17 protein-coding genes are annotated in these 17,265 nt (G+C 68.6%); 5 read left to right on the plus strand and 12 right to left on the minus strand.

Annotated features, from left to right (window positions below; genetic code table 11):
• Positions 1-31: 31 nt before the first annotated feature.
• The 5 genes from ASG48_RS13480 to ASG48_RS13500 all read right to left on the minus strand — a co-directional run bounded on the left by ASG48_RS13480 (position 32) and on the right by ASG48_RS13500 (position 4,793).
• Positions 32-1,255: an ABC transporter substrate-binding protein gene (locus ASG48_RS13480; RefSeq protein WP_055850549.1), complete on the minus strand. Its 1,224-nt coding sequence runs from the start codon at positions 1,253-1,255 to the stop codon at positions 32-34.
• A 47-nt stretch (positions 1,256-1,302) separates the two neighbouring features.
• A complete protein-coding gene (locus ASG48_RS13485; RefSeq protein ID WP_055850551.1) occupies positions 1,303-2,538 on the minus strand; it encodes an amidohydrolase family protein in 1,236 nt (411 codons plus the stop codon).
• Entirely contained in the window at positions 2,535-3,182 is a 648-nt protein-coding gene (locus ASG48_RS13490; protein ID WP_055850553.1) for a TetR/AcrR family transcriptional regulator, read from the minus strand. The genes ASG48_RS13485 and ASG48_RS13490 overlap by 4 nt, the downstream gene beginning before the upstream one ends.
• A gap of 252 nt (positions 3,183-3,434) precedes the next feature.
• Positions 3,435-4,151, minus strand: a complete 717-nt coding sequence (locus ASG48_RS18855; protein ID WP_082529457.1) for a DUF1428 domain-containing protein — start codon at positions 4,149-4,151, stop codon at positions 3,435-3,437.
• Positions 4,152-4,364: 213 nt separating this feature from the next.
• A complete protein-coding gene (locus ASG48_RS13500) occupies positions 4,365-4,793 on the minus strand; it encodes a RidA family protein (protein WP_055850556.1) in 429 nt (142 codons plus the stop codon).
• A gap of 84 nt (positions 4,794-4,877) precedes the next feature.
• On the opposite strand from ASG48_RS13500, the gene ASG48_RS13505 reads away from it, so the two are divergent.
• Complete coding sequence (locus tag ASG48_RS13505) at positions 4,878-5,615, plus strand: WYL domain-containing protein (protein WP_055850559.1); 738 nt, start codon at positions 4,878-4,880, stop codon at positions 5,613-5,615.
• Between the two features lie 235 nt (positions 5,616-5,850).
• On the opposite strand, the gene ASG48_RS13510 is transcribed toward ASG48_RS13505, so the two are convergent.
• From ASG48_RS13510 to ASG48_RS13525, 5 genes are all read right to left on the minus strand, one after another.
• Positions 5,851-6,120 (minus strand): hypothetical protein, encoded by a 270-nt coding sequence (locus ASG48_RS13510; RefSeq protein ID WP_055850562.1) that lies wholly within the window; start codon positions 6,118-6,120, stop codon positions 5,851-5,853.
• Between the two features lie 96 nt (positions 6,121-6,216).
• Positions 6,217-6,345, minus strand: coding sequence for a hypothetical protein (locus tag ASG48_RS18945; RefSeq protein WP_280138016.1), 129 nt, complete (start codon positions 6,343-6,345; stop codon positions 6,217-6,219).
• A 336-nt stretch (positions 6,346-6,681) separates the two neighbouring features.
• Positions 6,682-7,743, minus strand: a complete 1,062-nt coding sequence (locus ASG48_RS13515; RefSeq protein ID WP_055850565.1) for a substrate-binding domain-containing protein — start codon at positions 7,741-7,743, stop codon at positions 6,682-6,684.
• Positions 7,744-7,768: 25 nt separating this feature from the next.
• Entirely contained in the window at positions 7,769-8,809 is a 1,041-nt protein-coding gene (locus ASG48_RS13520; protein ID WP_082529471.1) for an ABC transporter permease, read from the minus strand.
• Positions 8,799-10,277, minus strand: coding sequence for a sugar ABC transporter ATP-binding protein (locus ASG48_RS13525; RefSeq protein ID WP_244486900.1), 1,479 nt, complete (start codon positions 10,275-10,277; stop codon positions 8,799-8,801). The genes ASG48_RS13520 and ASG48_RS13525 overlap by 11 nt, the downstream gene beginning before the upstream one ends.
• 187 nt (positions 10,278-10,464) lie before the next feature.
• Between ASG48_RS13525 and mtnK the strand changes: the two genes are divergently transcribed.
• The 3 genes from mtnK (at position 10,465) to ASG48_RS13540 (ending at position 13,977) form a co-directional block, all read left to right on the plus strand.
• Positions 10,465-11,781, plus strand: a complete 1,317-nt coding sequence (mtnK, locus tag ASG48_RS13530) for an S-methyl-5-thioribose kinase (RefSeq protein ID WP_082529458.1) — start codon at positions 10,465-10,467, stop codon at positions 11,779-11,781.
• Complete coding sequence (mtnA, locus tag ASG48_RS13535; protein WP_055850569.1) at positions 11,778-12,896, plus strand: S-methyl-5-thioribose-1-phosphate isomerase; 1,119 nt, start codon at positions 11,778-11,780, stop codon at positions 12,894-12,896. The genes mtnK and mtnA overlap by 4 nt, the downstream gene beginning before the upstream one ends.
• 115 nt (positions 12,897-13,011) lie before the next feature.
• A complete protein-coding gene (locus ASG48_RS13540) occupies positions 13,012-13,977 on the plus strand; it encodes a sugar-binding transcriptional regulator (RefSeq protein ID WP_162243928.1) in 966 nt (321 codons plus the stop codon).
• 510 nt (positions 13,978-14,487) lie between these two features.
• Here ASG48_RS13540 and ASG48_RS13545 read toward each other — a convergent pair.
• Positions 14,488-15,408 (minus strand): LysR family transcriptional regulator, encoded by a 921-nt coding sequence (locus ASG48_RS13545; RefSeq protein ID WP_156381606.1) that lies wholly within the window; start codon positions 15,406-15,408, stop codon positions 14,488-14,490.
• A gap of 277 nt (positions 15,409-15,685) precedes the next feature.
• Between ASG48_RS13545 and ASG48_RS13550 the strand changes: the two genes are divergently transcribed.
• Positions 15,686-17,065 (plus strand): MFS transporter, encoded by a 1,380-nt coding sequence (locus ASG48_RS13550; RefSeq protein ID WP_055850576.1) that lies wholly within the window; start codon positions 15,686-15,688, stop codon positions 17,063-17,065.
• A 12-nt stretch (positions 17,066-17,077) separates the two neighbouring features.
• Here the strand turns inward: ASG48_RS13550 and ASG48_RS18610 are convergent.
• Positions 17,078-17,265 (minus strand): hypothetical protein (locus tag ASG48_RS18610; protein WP_210168288.1); only part of this gene is annotated, 188 nt, incomplete at its 5' end.

Raw genomic sequence — 17,265 nt, forward strand, 5'->3', positions numbered from 1 at the left:
CCGGCATCGGCGCGCGAGGGCGCGGGCTGCGTCAGATCTTCACGACGTAGCGGCGCGCGAAGGCCTCGCCGTCCATGAAGAAGGCGCCGAAGTCCGGCGTCACGTCGCCGAACTCGTCGAGGTCGAGCACCGAGGAGGCGCCGTCGTAGTTGATCGACTTGCCCGCCTTCAGCGCGTCGCGGCCGGCCGCGAAGGAGGTCACGACCTCGCCGTCCGGAGAGGACACGTCGATGATCCGCGCGTTGATCGCCGCATTGTCGGCGCCGGGGCCGGCGGCCTCGATGGCGAGCGCCAGGAGCACGGTCATGTCGTAGGTCATGGCGGCGTAGTTGTTGGCCGTGCCCGGCTCGCCCATCTCCTGGCGGTAGAGCGCGTCGAAGGCGGCGAAGGCGGGCGACTGCTCGTTGGCGACGCTCTCCACCGTGATGACGTTGGCCATGACGTCGGGGCCGAGCGTGGCGATCGTGTCGGCGTTGAAGGCCCATTTGGGCACGATGAACTTGTTCGTCGCCCCGCTCTGGAACCACTCGCGCAGGATGATCGCGGTGTCGGCGACATAGGAGCCCATGACGATGACGTCGGGCTCGCCGTCGAGCACGCTCTGCAGCTCGGAGCGGTAGCTCGGCTGGTTCGGCTCGTAGACGACGGCCTTCTCGACCGTTCCGCCGGCCGCCGTCCAGGCCTTCGTGAAGCCCTCCGTGTTGCCGATGCCCGAGGCGTTGTTGAAGGCCATGGTCGCGGGCTTCCTGAAGCCCTCGCGCTTGGCGATCTCGGCAAAGGCCCGGCCGAAGCGGTCGTTGGTCGCCTGGAAGCGGTAGGAGAGATGCTTGGCGTTGGCGGGGGCGACCGAGAGGGCGGGCGCGCCGGACGTGTTCATCAGGATCGCGCCGGCATCGTTGGTCAGCGGGACGACCGCGAGCGAGACGCCCGAGGACCAGGTGCCGAGGATCGCCTGCACCTCGTTGACCTCCAGGAGCTTCTTGGCGGCCAGGACGGCGGCCTGCGGCTGGGTCTGCGTGTCGTCCTGGAAGACCTTGAAGGTGCGGCCGGCCGCGCCCCCGGCGGCGTTGATCTCGGCGGCGGCCGCCACGATCATCTTCTGCATGCCGGTGCCGAAGGTCGAGCCGGCGCCCGTGATCGGGCACAGGGCCCCGATCCGGTACTCGGCGCCCTGCGCGAGGGCCAGGCGCGGCATCGCCGCCGCGAGCGTTCCGGCCGCCATCATCTGCAGGGCCTGACGTCTGTCGAAGTTCATGTCTGTCGCCTTTTCGGAGATGGAGGGAAACGGCCCTCGCCGCGGATTCAGAAGCGCCGGGACTGCTTGACGAGCGCGCCGTCCTTGAGGATGAGCGGCATGTGGCGGCCCTGCCCGGTCAGGAGCGAGAGATCGGCCAGCGGGTCTCCGTCGACGACGATCATGTCGGCGAAGGCGCCGGGGGCGAGCGTGCCGATCCGGCCCTCCATCCCCACGATCCGAGCCGCGTCGCCGAGCGCCGAGCGGATGACATCCATCGCCGGCAGGCGCTCGCCGCGCAGCACGAACTCGTCGGACTGGAAGGCGTGCATCTCGCCGAGGAGATCGGAGCCGTAGCCCATCATCACCCCGGCCTCGTGCAGGATGCCGAGCGCCTCCAGACCCGCGCCCCGCACGTCCTCGATCTTGGCGACGGATTCGGGCGGTAGGCCGAGCGCGGCCCCGTCCTTGGCGAGGCGGTCGAAGGTGACGTTGGTCGGCACCACGAAGGCGCCCTTCTCCCGGATGAGGCGCGCCGTCTGCGGCGTCACGAGATTGCCGTGCTCGACGGAGACGACGCCGCATTCGATGGCCCGCCGGATCGCCTCGTCCGTGTAGAGATGGGCCGCGACATAGGTCTGCGCGTTGCGCGCCTCCTCGACCGCGGCCAGGATCTCGTCGCGCGAGAAGCCGAGGAAGGCGATCGGGTCGGTGGGCGAGGAGACGCCGCCATTGGCCATGAGCTTGATGAAGCGCGCGCCGCCCTTGATCTCCTCGCGGCAGACGCGGCGCACCTCGTCGACGCCGTCGCACACGCGCCCCAGCGCGCCGAGCCGGTCCCTGTAGTAGTCGACCGAGCGCGAATGGTTGCGGCCGCGATAGTCGGTGTGCCCGCCCGTCTGCGACAGCGCCTTGCCGCAGATCACGAGCCGCGGCCCGACGATGGCCCCCTCTTCCACCGCCTGCACGAGGCCGTGGTCGGCGCCGCCGAGATCGCGCACCGTGGTGAAGCCGCGCATCAGCATGGCGTTCATGATGCCGGCGGCGCGCAGCGCGACGAGCGAGTTCGGCAGCTCGGCATTGGCGCCGAGGTCGGGCGTGGCGGCGATGACGTGGACGTGGCAGTCGATGAGGCCGGGCATCAGGGTGAGGCCGCCGAGGTCGATCACGGTCGCCGAAGCGCTCGACAAGGACGGGCCGGTCTCGCGGATGACGCGATCCTCGACGAGGACGTCGAGGGCGTCGGACGGCCGGTCCTGCGTTCCGTCGACGATGCGGGCGTTCTTGAGAAGAAGGAGGCTCACGCTGGATCTTGTCCTGTGGTCGGTGCGCTCGGCGCGCCCGCGGGCGGCACGCGCGGATGGAGAAGCATGCGAAGGCTCGCCTTCCAGAAGGCGAGGATCTCGCGGAAATAGTCGGCGTCGTCGCGCACGATGGTCTGCTGGACCATGCCGCGGATGAGGCACATCGTGGCGTTGAGCATTACCCGCGCGCGGTCCGGATCGATGCCCTCGGGCCGCGCCAGCGTCGCCCAGACCTCGTCGAGCGCCGAATGGAACTCCTTCACGACCGGGATCATCCGCGCCTTGAAGCTCGCGTTGTGGCGCAGCTCCGGCAGGTATTCGAGCGTCGTGTAGTAGAGGCCGCTCGTCATCAGCTCCCAGAGATAGTCGATCACGAGGTCGGACGGGTTCGGCCGGCCGACGGACTCCTCGACGAAGGACTTCATCTCCACGATCACCAGCCGCAGCTGGTGCTCGAGGGCGGAGGCGATCAGCTCCTCCTTGGAGGCGAAGTGATGGGTCAGCGCCCCGCGCGAGACGCCGGCCTCGAGCGAGATGTCCGGCGTCGTCAGCCGCGAATAGCCCTGGCGCAGCAGGAGGCGGATGGTCGCCTCCATGAGGAGCCGGCGCGTCTCGGCGCTCTTCTGATCCTGCGTGCGTTGCATGGAACACCCTTCGATGACCGACAGAATGCTCCCATTTTCAAAACATGCAAGCCTGTTTGTTTTGCAGTCCTGGGCGAATATTGACCAGGGGAACTATGACGTTCCCAGCAGGCCTTCGCCGCGGGGGGATCGCGGGATCCTGCGCCTTCGCGCCGACCGGGGCCTGCGGGCCGGGCCTACCCGCGCCCGACGCTCCGCCGCGCCGGGCGATCCGGGCGCGATCCCGCAGGCCGGACGGCGCTCGGCCGCTGTTCACCCGTTTCGGGCGACGACGGCGAAGCCGCCATGGATCATCCGCCTGCCGTCGAACGGCATCGGATCGTCCGCCATCGCCGTCTGCATCTGCGCGACGATGCCCTTCTGCCCGACATCGCGCGTCGCCTTGTCCGGCCATTCGATCCAGGAGAAGCAGACCGTCTCGCCGGGCTCGGCCTTCACGGAACGGGGAAAGTCGGTGAGCGTGCCCGAGGGCATGTCGACGCCCCAGCATTCGACATGGCGCGTCGCCCCGTGGCGCAGGACCACGAGCGCGGCCTCCCGGCAGTGCCGCACGAACGCCTCGCGCCGGTGCGTCGGCACGGCGAGGACGAAGCCGTCGACATAGCCGAAGGCACCGCCCGGCCCCTCGTCCACCACCGGCTCGAAGCCGCCCAGGATCATGCGCCGCCCGTCGAAGGCCAGGGCGGACATCTCCCTGCGCGGCTCGGTCCTCATCGCCGTCTCGGCGGCGTCGCAGGTCGCCTTGTCCGGCCAGACGACCCAGCCGAAGGCGACGTCCTCGCCCTCCCCGGCCGCGACGGCGCGGTAGAAGTCGGTCGACACGCCCTTCGGCACGTCGTCGCCCATCGCATCGACGACGCTCGAGGCGCCGAGCTCGCGCAGGATCGGCGCCGCCGTCGCGGCCTCTTGCGCGAAACGCCCGTGCTTCGATCGCTCGACGGGGATCACGCATCCCGTGACATAGGGCATCTGCGTCTCCTTTCGGTTCGGGACGGGGCCGGTTTCGCTCGACCGCCGCGCGTCATGCCGCCGCGCGTTCGGAACGGCCTGTCTCGGCCTTTGCCGCGAGGCGCTTCAACGTCTTCCGGCATCGCAGGGTCGGTCCCGAAGGGCCCGTCCACAGGCCGGCCGACCTCAGCCGCCCGGCACGTAACGCGCCGCCAGGGCGCTTCGTCCGGGTGTTCAGTCCAGAAGAACCACGGCCTCAACCTCGAAAAGCATAGGCTCGATGGCAAGCCTCGGCACTGGAACCAACGTCTGCGCAGGCAGCTTGGTGCCGAACATCCCCGTCACGTTCTCAGTCAATACGCCAAGCTTCGACATATCGTGATCGACCACGTAGACTGTCAGTTTCACGACCTGATCCGAGCGAGCGCCGAGTGCGGCTATCACCGCAGCGAGATTGGCATAGGCCTGTTTCACCTGTCCGCCGAAATCCGAAGGGAGTGCGCCGGTCCTATCCTGCCCGCCTTGGCCGGAGATGAAAGCCAGCCGACCGGACATCGGAGTGACGACCGCCGTGCTGTAGCCGTTCGGTGTGGGGTCATGCAGGTGGGAAGGGTTGACGATAACCGGCATGGCGGCGGCGGATGCTCGGCTCTGTGAGGTCATGTTCTCTCTCCGTGTTGGCTTGCGACGACCCAGCTAGAGGAAATCGGTGCCAAAATTTGGCACCGAATGTGCTATTCTCCACCCATGAACATTCGCCTCCGGCACGACACCATCGTCCGTATCCTGCGTCGGAACGGAACCTCGACCGTCAACGAACTGGCCGAGGAGCTCGGTGCATCCAGACGAACCGTGCTGCGGGACATCGCGGCGCTGCGTGACCAAGGCTTCGTCATCCATTCGGAATCGGGCCGGGGCGGGGGGATTCAGCTCGATGCTGAATCGATGCAAACCACGACACGACTCTGCGTGACGGAGGTCTTCGCGCTGATCATCAGCGTTGCGGCGATGCGCGCTGCCCGATCTCTTCCCTTTGCCAATCTTGCCGATACAGGGCTCGCAAAGATCGAGAAGACCTTGCCCGTCGATAAGATACGCGATCTGCGCCGGCTTCTCGACTGCCTTTATATCGGACAACTGTCACCCAGGCAGGACATTTCAGGTCTGGGTTCGATCGATCCGGATCTGCTGCCCGCGTTCGAGACCGCATTTCTCCAACGGCTCCACCTGAGGTTCCATTACCGGGACGCCAAAGGCGCAGGAACCCTCCGAGAGGTGGAACCGCAGGCTGTGCTGATACTACCGCCGCTGTGGTATCTCGTGGCATGGGATCCGGCCCGCAAAGATTTCCGCCATTTCCGCATGGACAGAATCGGTGCGCCGGGGATCGTCGAAGGTCCACTGTTTCGTCGAAAGAGAGTGCCCTTCGAGGACGACGTCTGCCCTTTCCACAAGGCGACTGTCTCGTCCTCCCACGATGGCTGACCGTGATGTGGTCCGGGACCGCGGAGGCGTGGCGTTACGGAGATGGACCGGCTTCGATCCTTATCGCACAAGCTCCGTTCCCGCTTCAGAGCCGCCGATCCGTGGCCCCGCCGCGAGCCCGCCGCGAGCCGGACGCCACCAACCCGACAAGGGGCGGACGATGCTTGCGCATGCCGCCACCATGGTTCCAGCTGCGCGATGATTGGGGCACGCCGCCGGACGCTTCGGTCGCCTGTCAACGGGCGATGGTCTTCCGCTTCCGACAGAAGCCGGATCGAGGCCCGATGGCCGCTGTCGTCTTCTTCCGCGCCGGCGACGGCACGCTCTCGGTTACGCCCGCCGCCGACGCCGACGCCGAACTTGCCGCCGAGATCGAGCCGTCGCCCCTCACCGCGGTAATGCCTTCGGCGCAGCAAAAGTGCGTTCCAGAAATGTCGAGGATGCCGCCGGGAAGGCCGAACTGGTCGATCCCCATGCCGGTCGCGACGCAGACGAGACCCGCCACCGTCCCGGCCCCTCGTCCACCACTGGCTCGAGCGCCAAGCATGAAGGCTCGGGAGACCGCAATGATCTTCGTCGAAGGCCGCGGCGGCATCGCCGCCTACAATGCCTTCTGCTTCCAAACGGCACGGCCGTGCGCGAGGACGCGGAACCCTGCGACCGCGGCCGCCTCCGTCGGGATGAAGACGCCACTGGCGATGCCGGCCATCGGGATGACGGGCGTCAGCATCGGCAGGATCGCGCCGAGTCCCGTGACGACCGCACGGCGCAGGGCGATGGGCGATGGGAGCCGTGCTGTATGGAATAGACGTGGTCGAAGACCATGACGGCGAAGGCGATGACCAAGCCGGGGACCCGGAGGCCGCCGGGCGTTCTGGACGCGCCGGTTGCCGGGCCGGACCGGCATCGATGGCGACGCGGGCCGGCCGCTGCGGGCTGCGCCGGAGGCGGGATGGGCAACGCACGCGCCGGGGGACGCCGGCCGTCCTTGCGCAGCGTGCGAAACGACCGGTGGTCCCATCCCCGTCCGGCGCAGACATGGTCCGGCCGGACGGGTTCGGGGCGCTCAACGCGGCGGCAGCTTCATCCAGGCGGGGACGGCGACGTCGGCATGGGCGAATTGCGGCAGCTTGGCGGAGAGTTCCTCCATATTGGCGATGTTCTGGTCGTTGAGCTGGGCCTGCGTGATGAGGGTCGGGGGTACGATCACCGAGGCGCCGGGATTCTCGCCGGCCAGAAGCATGGCGAGCGCGCGCACCGAAACCTCGCCGACGACGGCGGGGTTCGTCGCGGCGGTCGCGACCCAGGCCGAGCCCGGCTCGCGCATCGCCGCGATGTCGGCGGTCGAGATGTCGGCGGAATAGATCCTGATGTCGCCGGACATGCCCGCCTCGTCCACCGCGATCTTCACGCCCTTGGCGAACTCGTCGTAGGGGGCGAAGACGACCTGGATCGACGGATTGGCGCGCAGCACGGCCGAGGCCTGGTTGGCGACCGAATTGGCGATGGGATTGTCCATCGTGCCCCAGCGCGCGATCTCCTCGATGCCGGAATATTTCGCCTTGAACTCGCTCCAGGTCTCGTCGCGCCGGTCGAGCGGCGCGATCCCGGCCACGTAGACGTAGCCCGCCTCGAAATCCTCGCCATTGTCCTTGATCGCCTGCTCCAGCGCGAGGCGGGCCAGGTCCCTGTCGGACTGCTCGACCTGCGGCACCGCCGGGTTCTCGACATTGACGTCGAAGGCGACGACCTTGATGCCGGCGTCGAGCGCGCGCTGGACGGCGGGCTTCATCGATTCCGTCAGGCCGTGCTGGACGATGATGCCGTCGACGCCCAGACCGATCGCCTGGTCCATCATGTCGGACTGAAGCGCGGCGTCCTGACGGCTGTCGAAGACGCGCAGCTCGACGCCCAGCGCCTTGGCCTGCCGCTCGACGCCCGAGAGATAGGCCTGGAAGAAGTCGCCGGTCGACAGATAGCGCACGAGCGCGATGCGCGGGGTCTTCGATCCGTCGAAGGGCGCGGGCGCCGCGCCTTGCGCGAACGCCGACAGCGGCAGGCCGGCGGCGGCCGCGCCGAGCGCCAGAGCCGTTCCGGCGAGAAGCCGGCGCCGGGTGATGCGTGTCATGGTTGGTCCTCCCTGTGGGTCTTCGTCATCGCGGCCGGTTGGACAGGCCGAAGGTGAACATCAGGGCTGCGACGAGGACCGCGCCCTTGATGAAGTCCTGCGCGTAATAAGGCGCGTTCATCATGGTCAGCCCGTTGAGAAGCAGGCCGACGAAGAGGGCGCCGATCGCTGTGCCGATGGCGTTGGGCTTGCCGGCGCCGAAGACGGCGAAGCCGATGAGCGCGGCAGCGACGGCGTCGAGGAGAAGCGAATTGCCCGAGGACACGTCGCCACGTCCGACACGGGCGGCCAGAAGGACGCCGCCGACGCTCGCGAAGACGCCCGAGATCATGTAGGCGGCGATCCGGTAGGCCTCGACCGGGGCCCCGGCGAGGCGCGCGGCCCGCTCGTTGGAGCCGATCGCGTACATGATGCGCCCGAAGCGCGTGAAGGTCAGGAAGACGGTGATGAGGAGAGCCAGCGCCAGCATCACGATGACCGAGATCGGCACGAGATCGAAGACGCGATAGCGGCCGAGCGCGAGGAAGGTGGCCGCGAAGGTTCCCGTCGCGGTCGAACCGTCGGGCATCGTCATGCCGCTGGCGATGGACCGACCCTGCGTCGGGATGAGCTGGAGCCCGAGCAGCAGGAACATCATGCCGAGCGTCGCCAGGAGATCGGGAATGCGGAGGCGCACGATCAGGAGGCCGTTGACGAGGCCGACGAGCGCCCCGACCAGAAGGCACGCGCCGACCGCCGCGACGGTTCCGCCGCCGAAGACGACCATGATGTAGGACGAGGTCATCAGGCTCGTCGCCGCCACCGCTCCGATCGACAGGTCGAAGCCGCCGACGACGAGCGTCGCCGTCACGCCGAGCGCCAGGATCGCGACGATCGAGACGGACTGGAGCACGATGACGAGGTTGCGCACCGATAGGAAGGACGGCTCCATGACCCCGAAGAACGCGACCATCAGCACGAGAAGCGCCACCAGGCCGTAGCGCACGGCGAGCGGCCTGAAGGCGACGGATTCGCGCCGGCGCTCGGGCAGGCGGGCGGCGGCGGGCGGGGCGAGGTCAGGCTGCATGGCGCTCGGCATGGATGGTCTTCGACAAGTCCCTGATGACGGCCTCGCGGTCGAGGCTCCCGGCGAAGTGTTCCGAGACGAGCGCGCCCTGGCTCATCACGAGGATGCGGTCAGCCACTTCCGCGGCCTCGTCGAGATCGGCGCACAGGACGAGCGTCGCGCGCGCCCCGGCCGTCTCGCGCAGCGCCTGGCCGATGTCGCGGCGGGCGGCGATGTCGACGCCCTGGAAGGGCTCGTCGAGGATCAGGAGGCGGCAGGGCCGCGACAGCCAGCGGGCCAGAACCACCTTCTGCTGGTTGCCGCCCGACAGCGCCGCGATCGGCGCGACCTCGGAGGGCGCGACGATGCCGAGGCGCCGCACGAAGTCCGCCGCGTGGCGCCGCTCGGCGGCGCGACCGAGGAGGCCCAGGCGGCTGAAGGCGCGTGTGAAGGGCAGCGAGACGTTCTGCGACAGGTCGAAATCGGGGACCAGAGACGCGCCCGCGCGGTCCTCCGCCGCCATGTGGACGCCGGCCGCGACCGCCGCGCCCGGCGAGGCGGGAGTGAAGACGCGCCCGTCGAGCAGGATCGTTCCGGCGGCGGCGCGGCGGGCACCGAACAGGCACTCGGCGAGCTCCGTCTTGCCGGCCCCGACGAGACCGACCACGGCCGTCACCTCGCCGGTGCGCAGCGACAGGGAGACGGGTGGGCTCTCCGGCGCAACGCGAAGGGCGTTCGTCTCCACCACCACCTCCCCACCGGGAACGCGGGCATGGCCGGCCTTGGCGAGCTGGCGGCCGAGCATGGCCTGAACGGCGGCGCCGTAGTCGAGGGGCGCCGCGAAGTCGCCCGTCACCACGCCGTCGCGCAGCGTGACGATGCGGTCGGCGAGGCGACGGATGTCGCCCATGCGGTGCGAAATGTAGAGGACCGGCACGCCGCGGCGCTTCAGGTCGAGGACGACGCGGAACAGCCGCTCGGCCTCGAAGTCGGAAAGGGCCGAGGTGGGTTCGTCGAGGATCAGGAGCTTCGGGTCGTGGCCGAGCGCCCGGGCGATCGCCACCATCTGCCGGTCGGCGAGCGAGAGATCGGATACCGGCGTGTTCAGAGGCACGTCGAGGCCGACGCGCTCCGCCATCGCCGCGGCCTCGGCGCGCCAACGCCCGCGCCGGAACATCACCGGCCCGCCGCGGCACAGCCGATCGATGCACAGGTTCTCCAGCACGTCCATCGACAGGACGACATTGTCGTTGATCGCCTGGTGGACGACGACGATGCCCTGACGCAGCGCGTCGGAGGGCGAAGAGGGCCGGAACGGGCGGCCGTCGAGCCGCATCGTGCCGGCGGACGCCTCGTGGACGCCGGCGACGATCTTGACGAGCGTCGACTTGCCGGCGCCGTTGGCACCCATGAAGGCGACGATCTCGCCGGCGCAAAGGGTCAGCTCGACGCCTTTCAGCACCGCCGAGGCGCCGAAGCTCTTCGTCACCCCCTCCAGCGCAAGCCGGGGCGCGTCTCCCGCGGCCGGGCTTCGATGCGCAGCCTGTTCGCCGAGCACGATGCTGATCTCCTCCCGAACCGGCTTCTCCCGAGCCGTTTTCGCCGACAGACTTGCTCGAAGCCCTGGCCTATGTCAAACCCATTTGAAAAATGTCAGCGGAAGGGAGATCCGCGCCATGATCCATTCGGGACCCCTGGAAAAGGACGCACCCCCGGAGGCCGTGCCGGACTACGGGGCCTACGAGCCGCTCGCGCTCGACCGCGTGGCGCTGCGCTTGGCGGCCTATCCGGAGGTCGCGGCGCGGCTGGGCGGGCGCCCGGAGGACTGGCGCGTGCGCGAGGTCGGCGACGGCAACCTGAACTTCGTCTACATCGTCGAAGGCCCCGCCGGGTCGGTCTGCGCCAAGCAGGCGCTGCCTTTCGTGCGGCTGGTCGGCGAGAGCTGGCCCCTGCCCCTGTCGCGTTCCTTCTTCGAGCATGCCGCGCTGGCGCGCGAGGCGCAGCTTGCCGGAGCCGTGCCGCAGATCCTGCGCTTCGACGGTCCCCAGGCGCTCATCGTCATGGAGAATCTCGCCACCCACGTGATCTGGCGCAAGGCGCTGACCGCCCGCGAGCGGCACGAGACGGCAGCGCCGGTTCTCGGGCGCTTCATGGCCGAGACGCTGTTCCGCACGTCCGATCTCCACCTTCCCGCCGCCCGGAAGAAGCGCGAGATGGCGCTCTTCTCCGCCAATACGGCGCTCGCTAAGATCACCGAGGACCTCGTCTTCACCGATCCCTACCGCGTGCATCCGCTGAACCGCTGGACGAGCCCGGATCTCGACGAGACGGCGGCCGCCGTGCGTGCCGACACCGAATGGAAGCGCGCCATCCAGGATCTGAAGTGGCAGTTCCTGACCTCGGCCGAGGCGCTCGTCCACGGCGATCTGCATACCGGGTCGGTCATGGTCTCGAATGCCGACGGCGCCGAGGACGTGCGCGTCATCGATCCCGAGTTTGCCTTCTACGGCCCGATGGGCTTCGATGTCGGGGCCCTCCTGGCCAATCTCTTCCTCGCGCATTTCGCCCAGGACGGGCACGGGCCGGGCGCCGAGGAGATGAAGGCTTGGCTTCTCGTCCAGGCCTCGCGCGTCTGGGACTGCTTTGCCGGGCGGTTCGGTGAACTCTGGCGGACGGAGCGAGGCGGCGACGCCTACCCGGTCGCTCTTTTCGAGGCGCAGGGTGAGGCCGATGCGTCGCAGGAGGCGCTGGACGCCTTCCTCGCCCGCCTGCAGGTCGACGCGCTCGGCTTTGCCGGAGCCAAGATGGCCCGGCGCATCCTCGGCCTCGCGCATGTCTCCGACCTCGAGACGATCGAGCCGGCATCCCTGCGGGCGGCGTGCGAGACGCGCGCCCTGGCACTCGCCCGCCAGCTCGTCGTCGAGCGCGGCACCATCGCCACCGTCGCGGCCGCCTGCCGGCGTGCCGCCAGCCTTTCTGGAGCCGCCACATGAAGGTCAAGGGACAGCCGACGCGCACGATCTGGGTCGAGGCCGAGCCGGCCGACGGCCGCTCCGGCCGCGTCGGCATCATCGACCAGACACGCCTGCCGCACCGTTTCGAGACGACGACCCTCGCCTCGCTGGAGGACGCCGTTCACGCCATTCGGGACATGCTGGTGCGCGGCGCTCCGCTGATCGGCGCCACCGCCGCCTACGGCGTCGCGCTCGGCCTGCACGCCGACGCCTCCGACGCCCGGATGAAGACGGTGTACGACGCGCTCTTCGCCACGCGTCCGACCGCCGTGAACCTGCGCTGGGCGCTCGATCGGATGATGGACGCGCTCCGGCCTTTGCCCGAGGCGGAGCGCGAAGGCGCCGCCTGGGCGCGCGCCGCGGAGATCGCGGAAGAGGACGTGGCGATCAACCGTCGGATCGGCGAGAACGGCCTCGCCCTCATCCGCGAGATCGCGGCCGGCAAGGGCGCTGGCGAACCCGTCAACATCCTCACCCATTGCAATGCCGGCTGGCTCGCCACCGTCGACTGGGGCACGGCGACCGCGCCGATCTATCTCGCCCACGAGGCGGGGATTCCCGTCCATGTCTGGGTCGACGAGACGCGGCCGCGCAACCAGGGCGCGGCGCTCACCGCCTGGGAGCTGAACAATCACGGCGTGCCCCATCATGTCGTGGCCGACAATACGGGCGGCCACCTGATGCAGCACGGGATGGTCGACATGGTGATCGTCGGCACCGACCGCACCACCGCCAATGGCGACGTCTGCAACAAGATCGGCACCTATCTGAAGGCGCTCGCCGCCCATGACAACGGCGTGCCGTTCTTCGTGGCCCTGCCTTCGCCGACGATCGACTTCTCTCTGAAATCGGGCCGGGACATCCCGATCGAGGAGCGTGGGGCGCAGGAAATGACCCATGTCTCCGGCAGGACGGAGAATGGCGAGATCGCCTCGCTCCAGGTGACGCCGGACGGCTCGCCCGTCGTCAATTACGGGTTCGATGTCACCCCGGCCCGCCTCGTCACCGGCCTCATCACCGAGCGCGGTGTCGTCGCCGCCGACGAGGAGGCCATCGCTCGCCTATTCTCCGAGCGCCGGCAGGATGCGGCCTGAACCATGCGGCAGCGGCCCCGTCCCGACCGCAGCCTTTGCGCGACCTTGACCCCGGACGACGCGAAGGAGGACTGCGACAGCGGGCTTCATGGCGGCGGCATCGGGCGGACCGCCCGTGCGTAAGCCCGGGTCGGCGGTCGCGCCGACCCCCTCGCTCGACGCCGGCCAGAGCCCGATGGTTCGCGCCGCCTGGGGCTATTTCGTCGAGGACATGAGCCAGGCCGAGATCGCCGAGCGGCTCGGCGTCTCGCGCGCCAGCGTCCACAACTATCTGCGCCAGGCCCGCGACGAGGGACTGGTGCGGATCTCGCTCGACCCCGCCGTTCTCGCCCGCTCCCATGCGGCCGCGGCCCTCGCCGCGCGATACGGGCTCGAAGGCGTCTATCTCGTGCCCGACGTCGCCGAGGCGCCTCTGGAAAGCGTCGCGCGCGCTGCCGCCATGTGGCTCGACGATCTCGTCGCGCCCGACGCGACCCTCGGCGTCGCCTGGGGCGAGACCATCCACCGCGTCGCCGAGCTTCTGCCGCGCCGGTCCTATCCGGACATGACGGTGGTCCAGCTCATCGGCTCGATGGCGCTGCCGTTCCGCTTCACGGCCGAGAGCTGCACGGCTCTCATCGCCGACCGTTTCGGCGCGGCCTGCGCCAACCTCCATGCCCCCGCCGTCCTGTCGAGCACCGATCTCGTCACGGCCCTGTCGCGCGAGCCGCTCATCGCCCAGCATCTGACGCGCTTTGCGAGTTGCGACACGGCACTCTTCGCCATCGGCCTCGCGACGGCCGAAAGCCACATCGTCCAGTCCGGCGTCGCAGGGCTCGAGGAGCTTGCATTCTACCGCGCGCGGGACGCGGCCGCCGTCATCGCCGGACGCTTCATCGGGCAGGACGGCCGGACCATTCCCGGCCCCCTCGACGGACGCATCATCGGCATCGAGCTCGAGAGGCTTCGCGCCATGCCGCGCCGCATCGCCGTCTCGGCGGGAAGCGAGCGCGTCCCAGCCCTCGGCGCCGCGCTTCGCGGCGGCTTCGCCACCCACCTCATCGCCGACGCCGCCTCGGCCACTCGACTTCTCGATCTCTGACGCGATCATGCGGCACAGCGCGCGTCCGGGCGGATCCCGTTCGGCACGCGGCTCGACCGGTGCCTCGTCAGGCCCGCCGCCGAGAGGTCGATCCAGCAAGACCCCGAACGAAACGCATGACGCGTCGCGTGCCAGAGGCCGTCCAACGGCCGTCCACGGTCGGACCATGGCCGTGGACGACCGCCCTCGCACCGGATGCGAGGAGCACGCGGGCCCCGAGCTGATCCATCGCATCGACCCATCGACCGGCAGAAGAATGCGCAATTCTCTCGCTCGCGCGCCAGGAGCCTTTCCGCGCATCAAGACCACGCCTTCCCGGCGATATGAGGCATCTCGCCTTTCCAAACGCTTGTCGCGGGAAGGCCCCCGATGCCTCGGCACGCCAGCAGTCCATCGCGCCGATGAAATCGACCGAACCGGCGCACCGCGCCGGGCGAAGATGAGAACTACGTCTACGCTACAGCCCTCCTTTTGGACGAGTTCGAATCCCGCCCGATCCGCCGCTCAGAATTATCCTTTCGACTTGCCGGTTCGAGGCCTGCACCGTTCGTCGGCGCAGGCCTCGCGCACGATGCCGCGCAGCCAGCGGTGCGCCGGATCGGCGTCGAAACGCGGGTGCCAGGCGAGCGAGATGGCGAGCGCATCGGTTCTTACCGGCAGTTCGAAACTGTGAAGGCCGGCGCGCGCCGGTTCGGTGAGACGGGCCGGCACGGCGGCCACATGATCGGATGTCCGCACGATCGCCAAGGCGTCGTTGAAATTGGCGACTGCGATCGTTACCGGGCGGACGAGCCCGAGCGCCGCAAGCGCCTCATCGATCGGCCCCGAGAAGCGCCCCCGCCGAGAGACCGAGACATGCGGGAAGGAGGCGAAGCTCTCGGGCGTCACCACATCCCCCAGTGGGTGGCCGGGGCGCACCACGCCGATGAAGCGGTCGTGGAACAGCGCTTGTAGTCGAATTTCCGGTCCCATCGCGCCGATGACGCCGATATCGGCGTCGACGCGGGCTTCCCGCAAGGCTTCGACATCCTCCTTGTCCTGATGGGCGAAGCGCAGCCGGACCTGCGGAGCTTCGCGGGCGGCATGGGAAGCGAGCGCCGCGCCGAAGGTGCCGACGAAGCCGTCGCTGGCGCGGATGACGAAGGTGCGCTCCAGCCGGGAAAGATCGAGTTCGTCGTCACCGCGCACCAATGCCTCGGCCTCCGTAACGAGGCTGCGCAAGCGTTCGCGCAAAGCTTCCGCGCGCGGCGTCGGCACCAATCCGCGCCCGGCGCGCACGAGAACCGGGTCGCCGACGAGATGGCGGATACGGGAGAGCTGGCGGCTCATCGCCGGTGCGGAGAGGTTCAGCCGCTGTGCCGCACCCACGACGCTTCCTTCCGACAGCAGCGCATCGAGCGTCACCAGCAGGTTCATGTCGAGTTGTGGGATAGGACGCTTCGCTGCGGGCCTGGTCGGCATTGTCGGGCAGGCCCTCATTCATACGTTTGGTGCAATCATATGATATCGACATTGCACTGTATGCAATACATGGCTGGATCTATCGAAGGTCGAAACCCAACCCTCCCGAAAGGGAGATCTTCGATCGGCCCCAGATATGCCCCACACCGCCCATTCCCCGGCTCCCCATCCGCAGGGGGCCGCTCATCCGGCATCCCACACTCATTCGAACGCGCCGCACCCCCATCACCGGCCGATCCATTCGGGCATGGTGCTGACCGGCCTCTCGCTCGCCATCCTGCTTTCCCAGCTCGGCACCAACATCATCAACGTCGCTCTGCCCACGCTTGTGAAGGATCTCGGCGTCGAGTTCGGCTCGGTCCAATGGGTGGTGGTGAGCTATCTGCTCGTCGTCACCGCGCTTATCGTGGGCGTCGGCCGTTTCGGCGATCAGCTTGGCAAGAAGCGGCTCTATCTCTGGGGGCTGGCCATCTTCATGGCAGCCTCCGTTCTTTGCGCCTTGTCCAACAATCTGCCGCTCCTGATCGCCGGTCGGGCCGGACAAGGCCTCGGCGGCGCGATCCTGATGGCGCTGTCCTTCGCCTTCGTCGGCGAAGTGTTTCCCAGGGAACGCGCCGGCTTCGCCATGGGCGTTCTCTCCACCATGGTCTCCTTCGGCATCGCGCTCGGGCCGTCGCTCGGCTCGCTGGCGCTGGCCGCCTTCGGCTGGCAGGCCGTGTTCTGGGTGAACCTGCCTTTCGGCCTGATGGCCTTCCTGCTGGTCAGCCGCTACCTGCCGAACGCCATCGATGCGCCGAAGCATCCGGTTCCCGCCGCGCGTTTCGACTGGCTCGGCACGATCCTGCTGGCGCTGACGCTCGGGGCCTATTCGCTGGCCATGACCTTCTCCGGCAAGTTGGGCTTCGGCTCGCCGCTGGTTCTGCAGCTGGGACTTGGCGCGCTCGTCGGCCTCGTCCTCTTCCTCGCCGTGCAGGTCAGGGCAAGCGCCCCGCTGCTGAAGCTCGCCATGTTCCGCAATGCGCTGCTTTCGCTCAGCATGGTGATGAGCGTGCTCGTCTATGCGGTGATGATGGCGACGCTGGTTCTCGGGCCGTTCTTCCTGTCGAAGGCACTTGGTCTCGATACGCGCATGGTCGGCCTCGTCATGACGGTCGGTCCTCTCGCCGCCGCCATCATGGGTGTGCCGGCCGGCACGGTCGCCGACCGTATCGGCGCGAAGCTCGCCATGGTCATCGGGCTCGCCCTGTTCACCGTCGGTGCCTTTGCGATGTCCTGGCTGTCGCTCGACGGCGGGGTCGCCACCTATATCGTCGCGATCCTCTTCATCAGCGTTGGCCTCGCCTTTTTCCAGACGCCGAACAACACCGCCGTCATGGCCGACGCGCGGCCCGAACAACGTGGGCTCGTCTCCGGCCTGCTGGCGCTCGCCCGCAATCTCGGCCTCATCACCGGCGCTTCGCTGATGGGGGCGCTCTTTGCCCATGCCGTCGGCGGTGATGCTGCGACAGCCACCCCCGACATGGTGGCGGAAGGCCTGCGGTTCGCCTTCCGCATCGCCTCCGCCATGGCGGCGGCGGCCTTCCTCATCTCTCTCACCACGCTCACCCGGCGTCAGCGTCACGCCTGAGCCGGAGACCTTTCAGATGATCCAGAACCATTCACCGATATCGGGCGCCGAGCGCCCGATCCCGCCCGAACGCCGCCTGCGCGTGGCGGAGGTGTGTTGATTTCCACTGAGAGCTGACCCAGGCAGCTTCGGTTTTTCCATCGAGAATTGACCCATGTTTGAACTCGTCTCCACGCCATCGGTGCGGGGACATCGGAGTG

This window comes from Aurantimonas sp. Leaf443, from assembly GCF_001425575.1.
In the GTDB taxonomy this organism is placed as follows: Bacteria; Pseudomonadota; Alphaproteobacteria; order Rhizobiales; family Rhizobiaceae; genus Leaf443.

What these genes read in the sequence shown, in the direction of transcription:
- ASG48_RS18945 (WP_280138016.1), bottom strand. Translation starts at nt 6,345, where the DNA reads ATGCTGACGCCCGTCATCCCGATGGCCGGCATCGCCAGTGGCGTCTTC.
- ASG48_RS13515 (WP_055850565.1), bottom strand. Translation starts at nt 7,743, where the DNA reads ATGACACGCATCACCCGGCGCCGGCTTCTCGCCGGAACGGCTCTGGCG.
- ASG48_RS13500 (WP_055850556.1), bottom strand. Translation starts at nt 4,793, where the DNA reads ATGACCTCACAGAGCCGAGCATCCGCCGCCGCCATGCCGGTTATCGTC.
- ASG48_RS13505 (WP_055850559.1), top strand. Translation starts at nt 4,878, where the DNA reads ATGAACATTCGCCTCCGGCACGACACCATCGTCCGTATCCTGCGTCGG.
- ASG48_RS13550 (WP_055850576.1), top strand. Translation starts at nt 15,686, where the DNA reads ATGGTGCTGACCGGCCTCTCGCTCGCCATCCTGCTTTCCCAGCTCGGC.
- ASG48_RS13480 (WP_055850549.1), bottom strand. Translation starts at nt 1,255, where the DNA reads ATGAACTTCGACAGACGTCAGGCCCTGCAGATGATGGCGGCCGGAACG.
- ASG48_RS13490 (WP_055850553.1), bottom strand. Translation starts at nt 3,182, where the DNA reads ATGCAACGCACGCAGGATCAGAAGAGCGCCGAGACGCGCCGGCTCCTC.
- ASG48_RS13520 (WP_082529471.1), bottom strand. Translation starts at nt 8,809, where the DNA reads ATGCAGCCTGACCTCGCCCCGCCCGCCGCCGCCCGCCTGCCCGAGCGC.
- mtnA (WP_055850569.1), top strand. Translation starts at nt 11,778, where the DNA reads ATGAAGGTCAAGGGACAGCCGACGCGCACGATCTGGGTCGAGGCCGAG.
- mtnK (WP_082529458.1), top strand. Translation starts at nt 10,465, where the DNA reads ATGATCCATTCGGGACCCCTGGAAAAGGACGCACCCCCGGAGGCCGTG.
- ASG48_RS18855 (WP_082529457.1), bottom strand. Translation starts at nt 4,151, where the DNA reads ATGCCCTATGTCACGGGATGCGTGATCCCCGTCGAGCGATCGAAGCAC.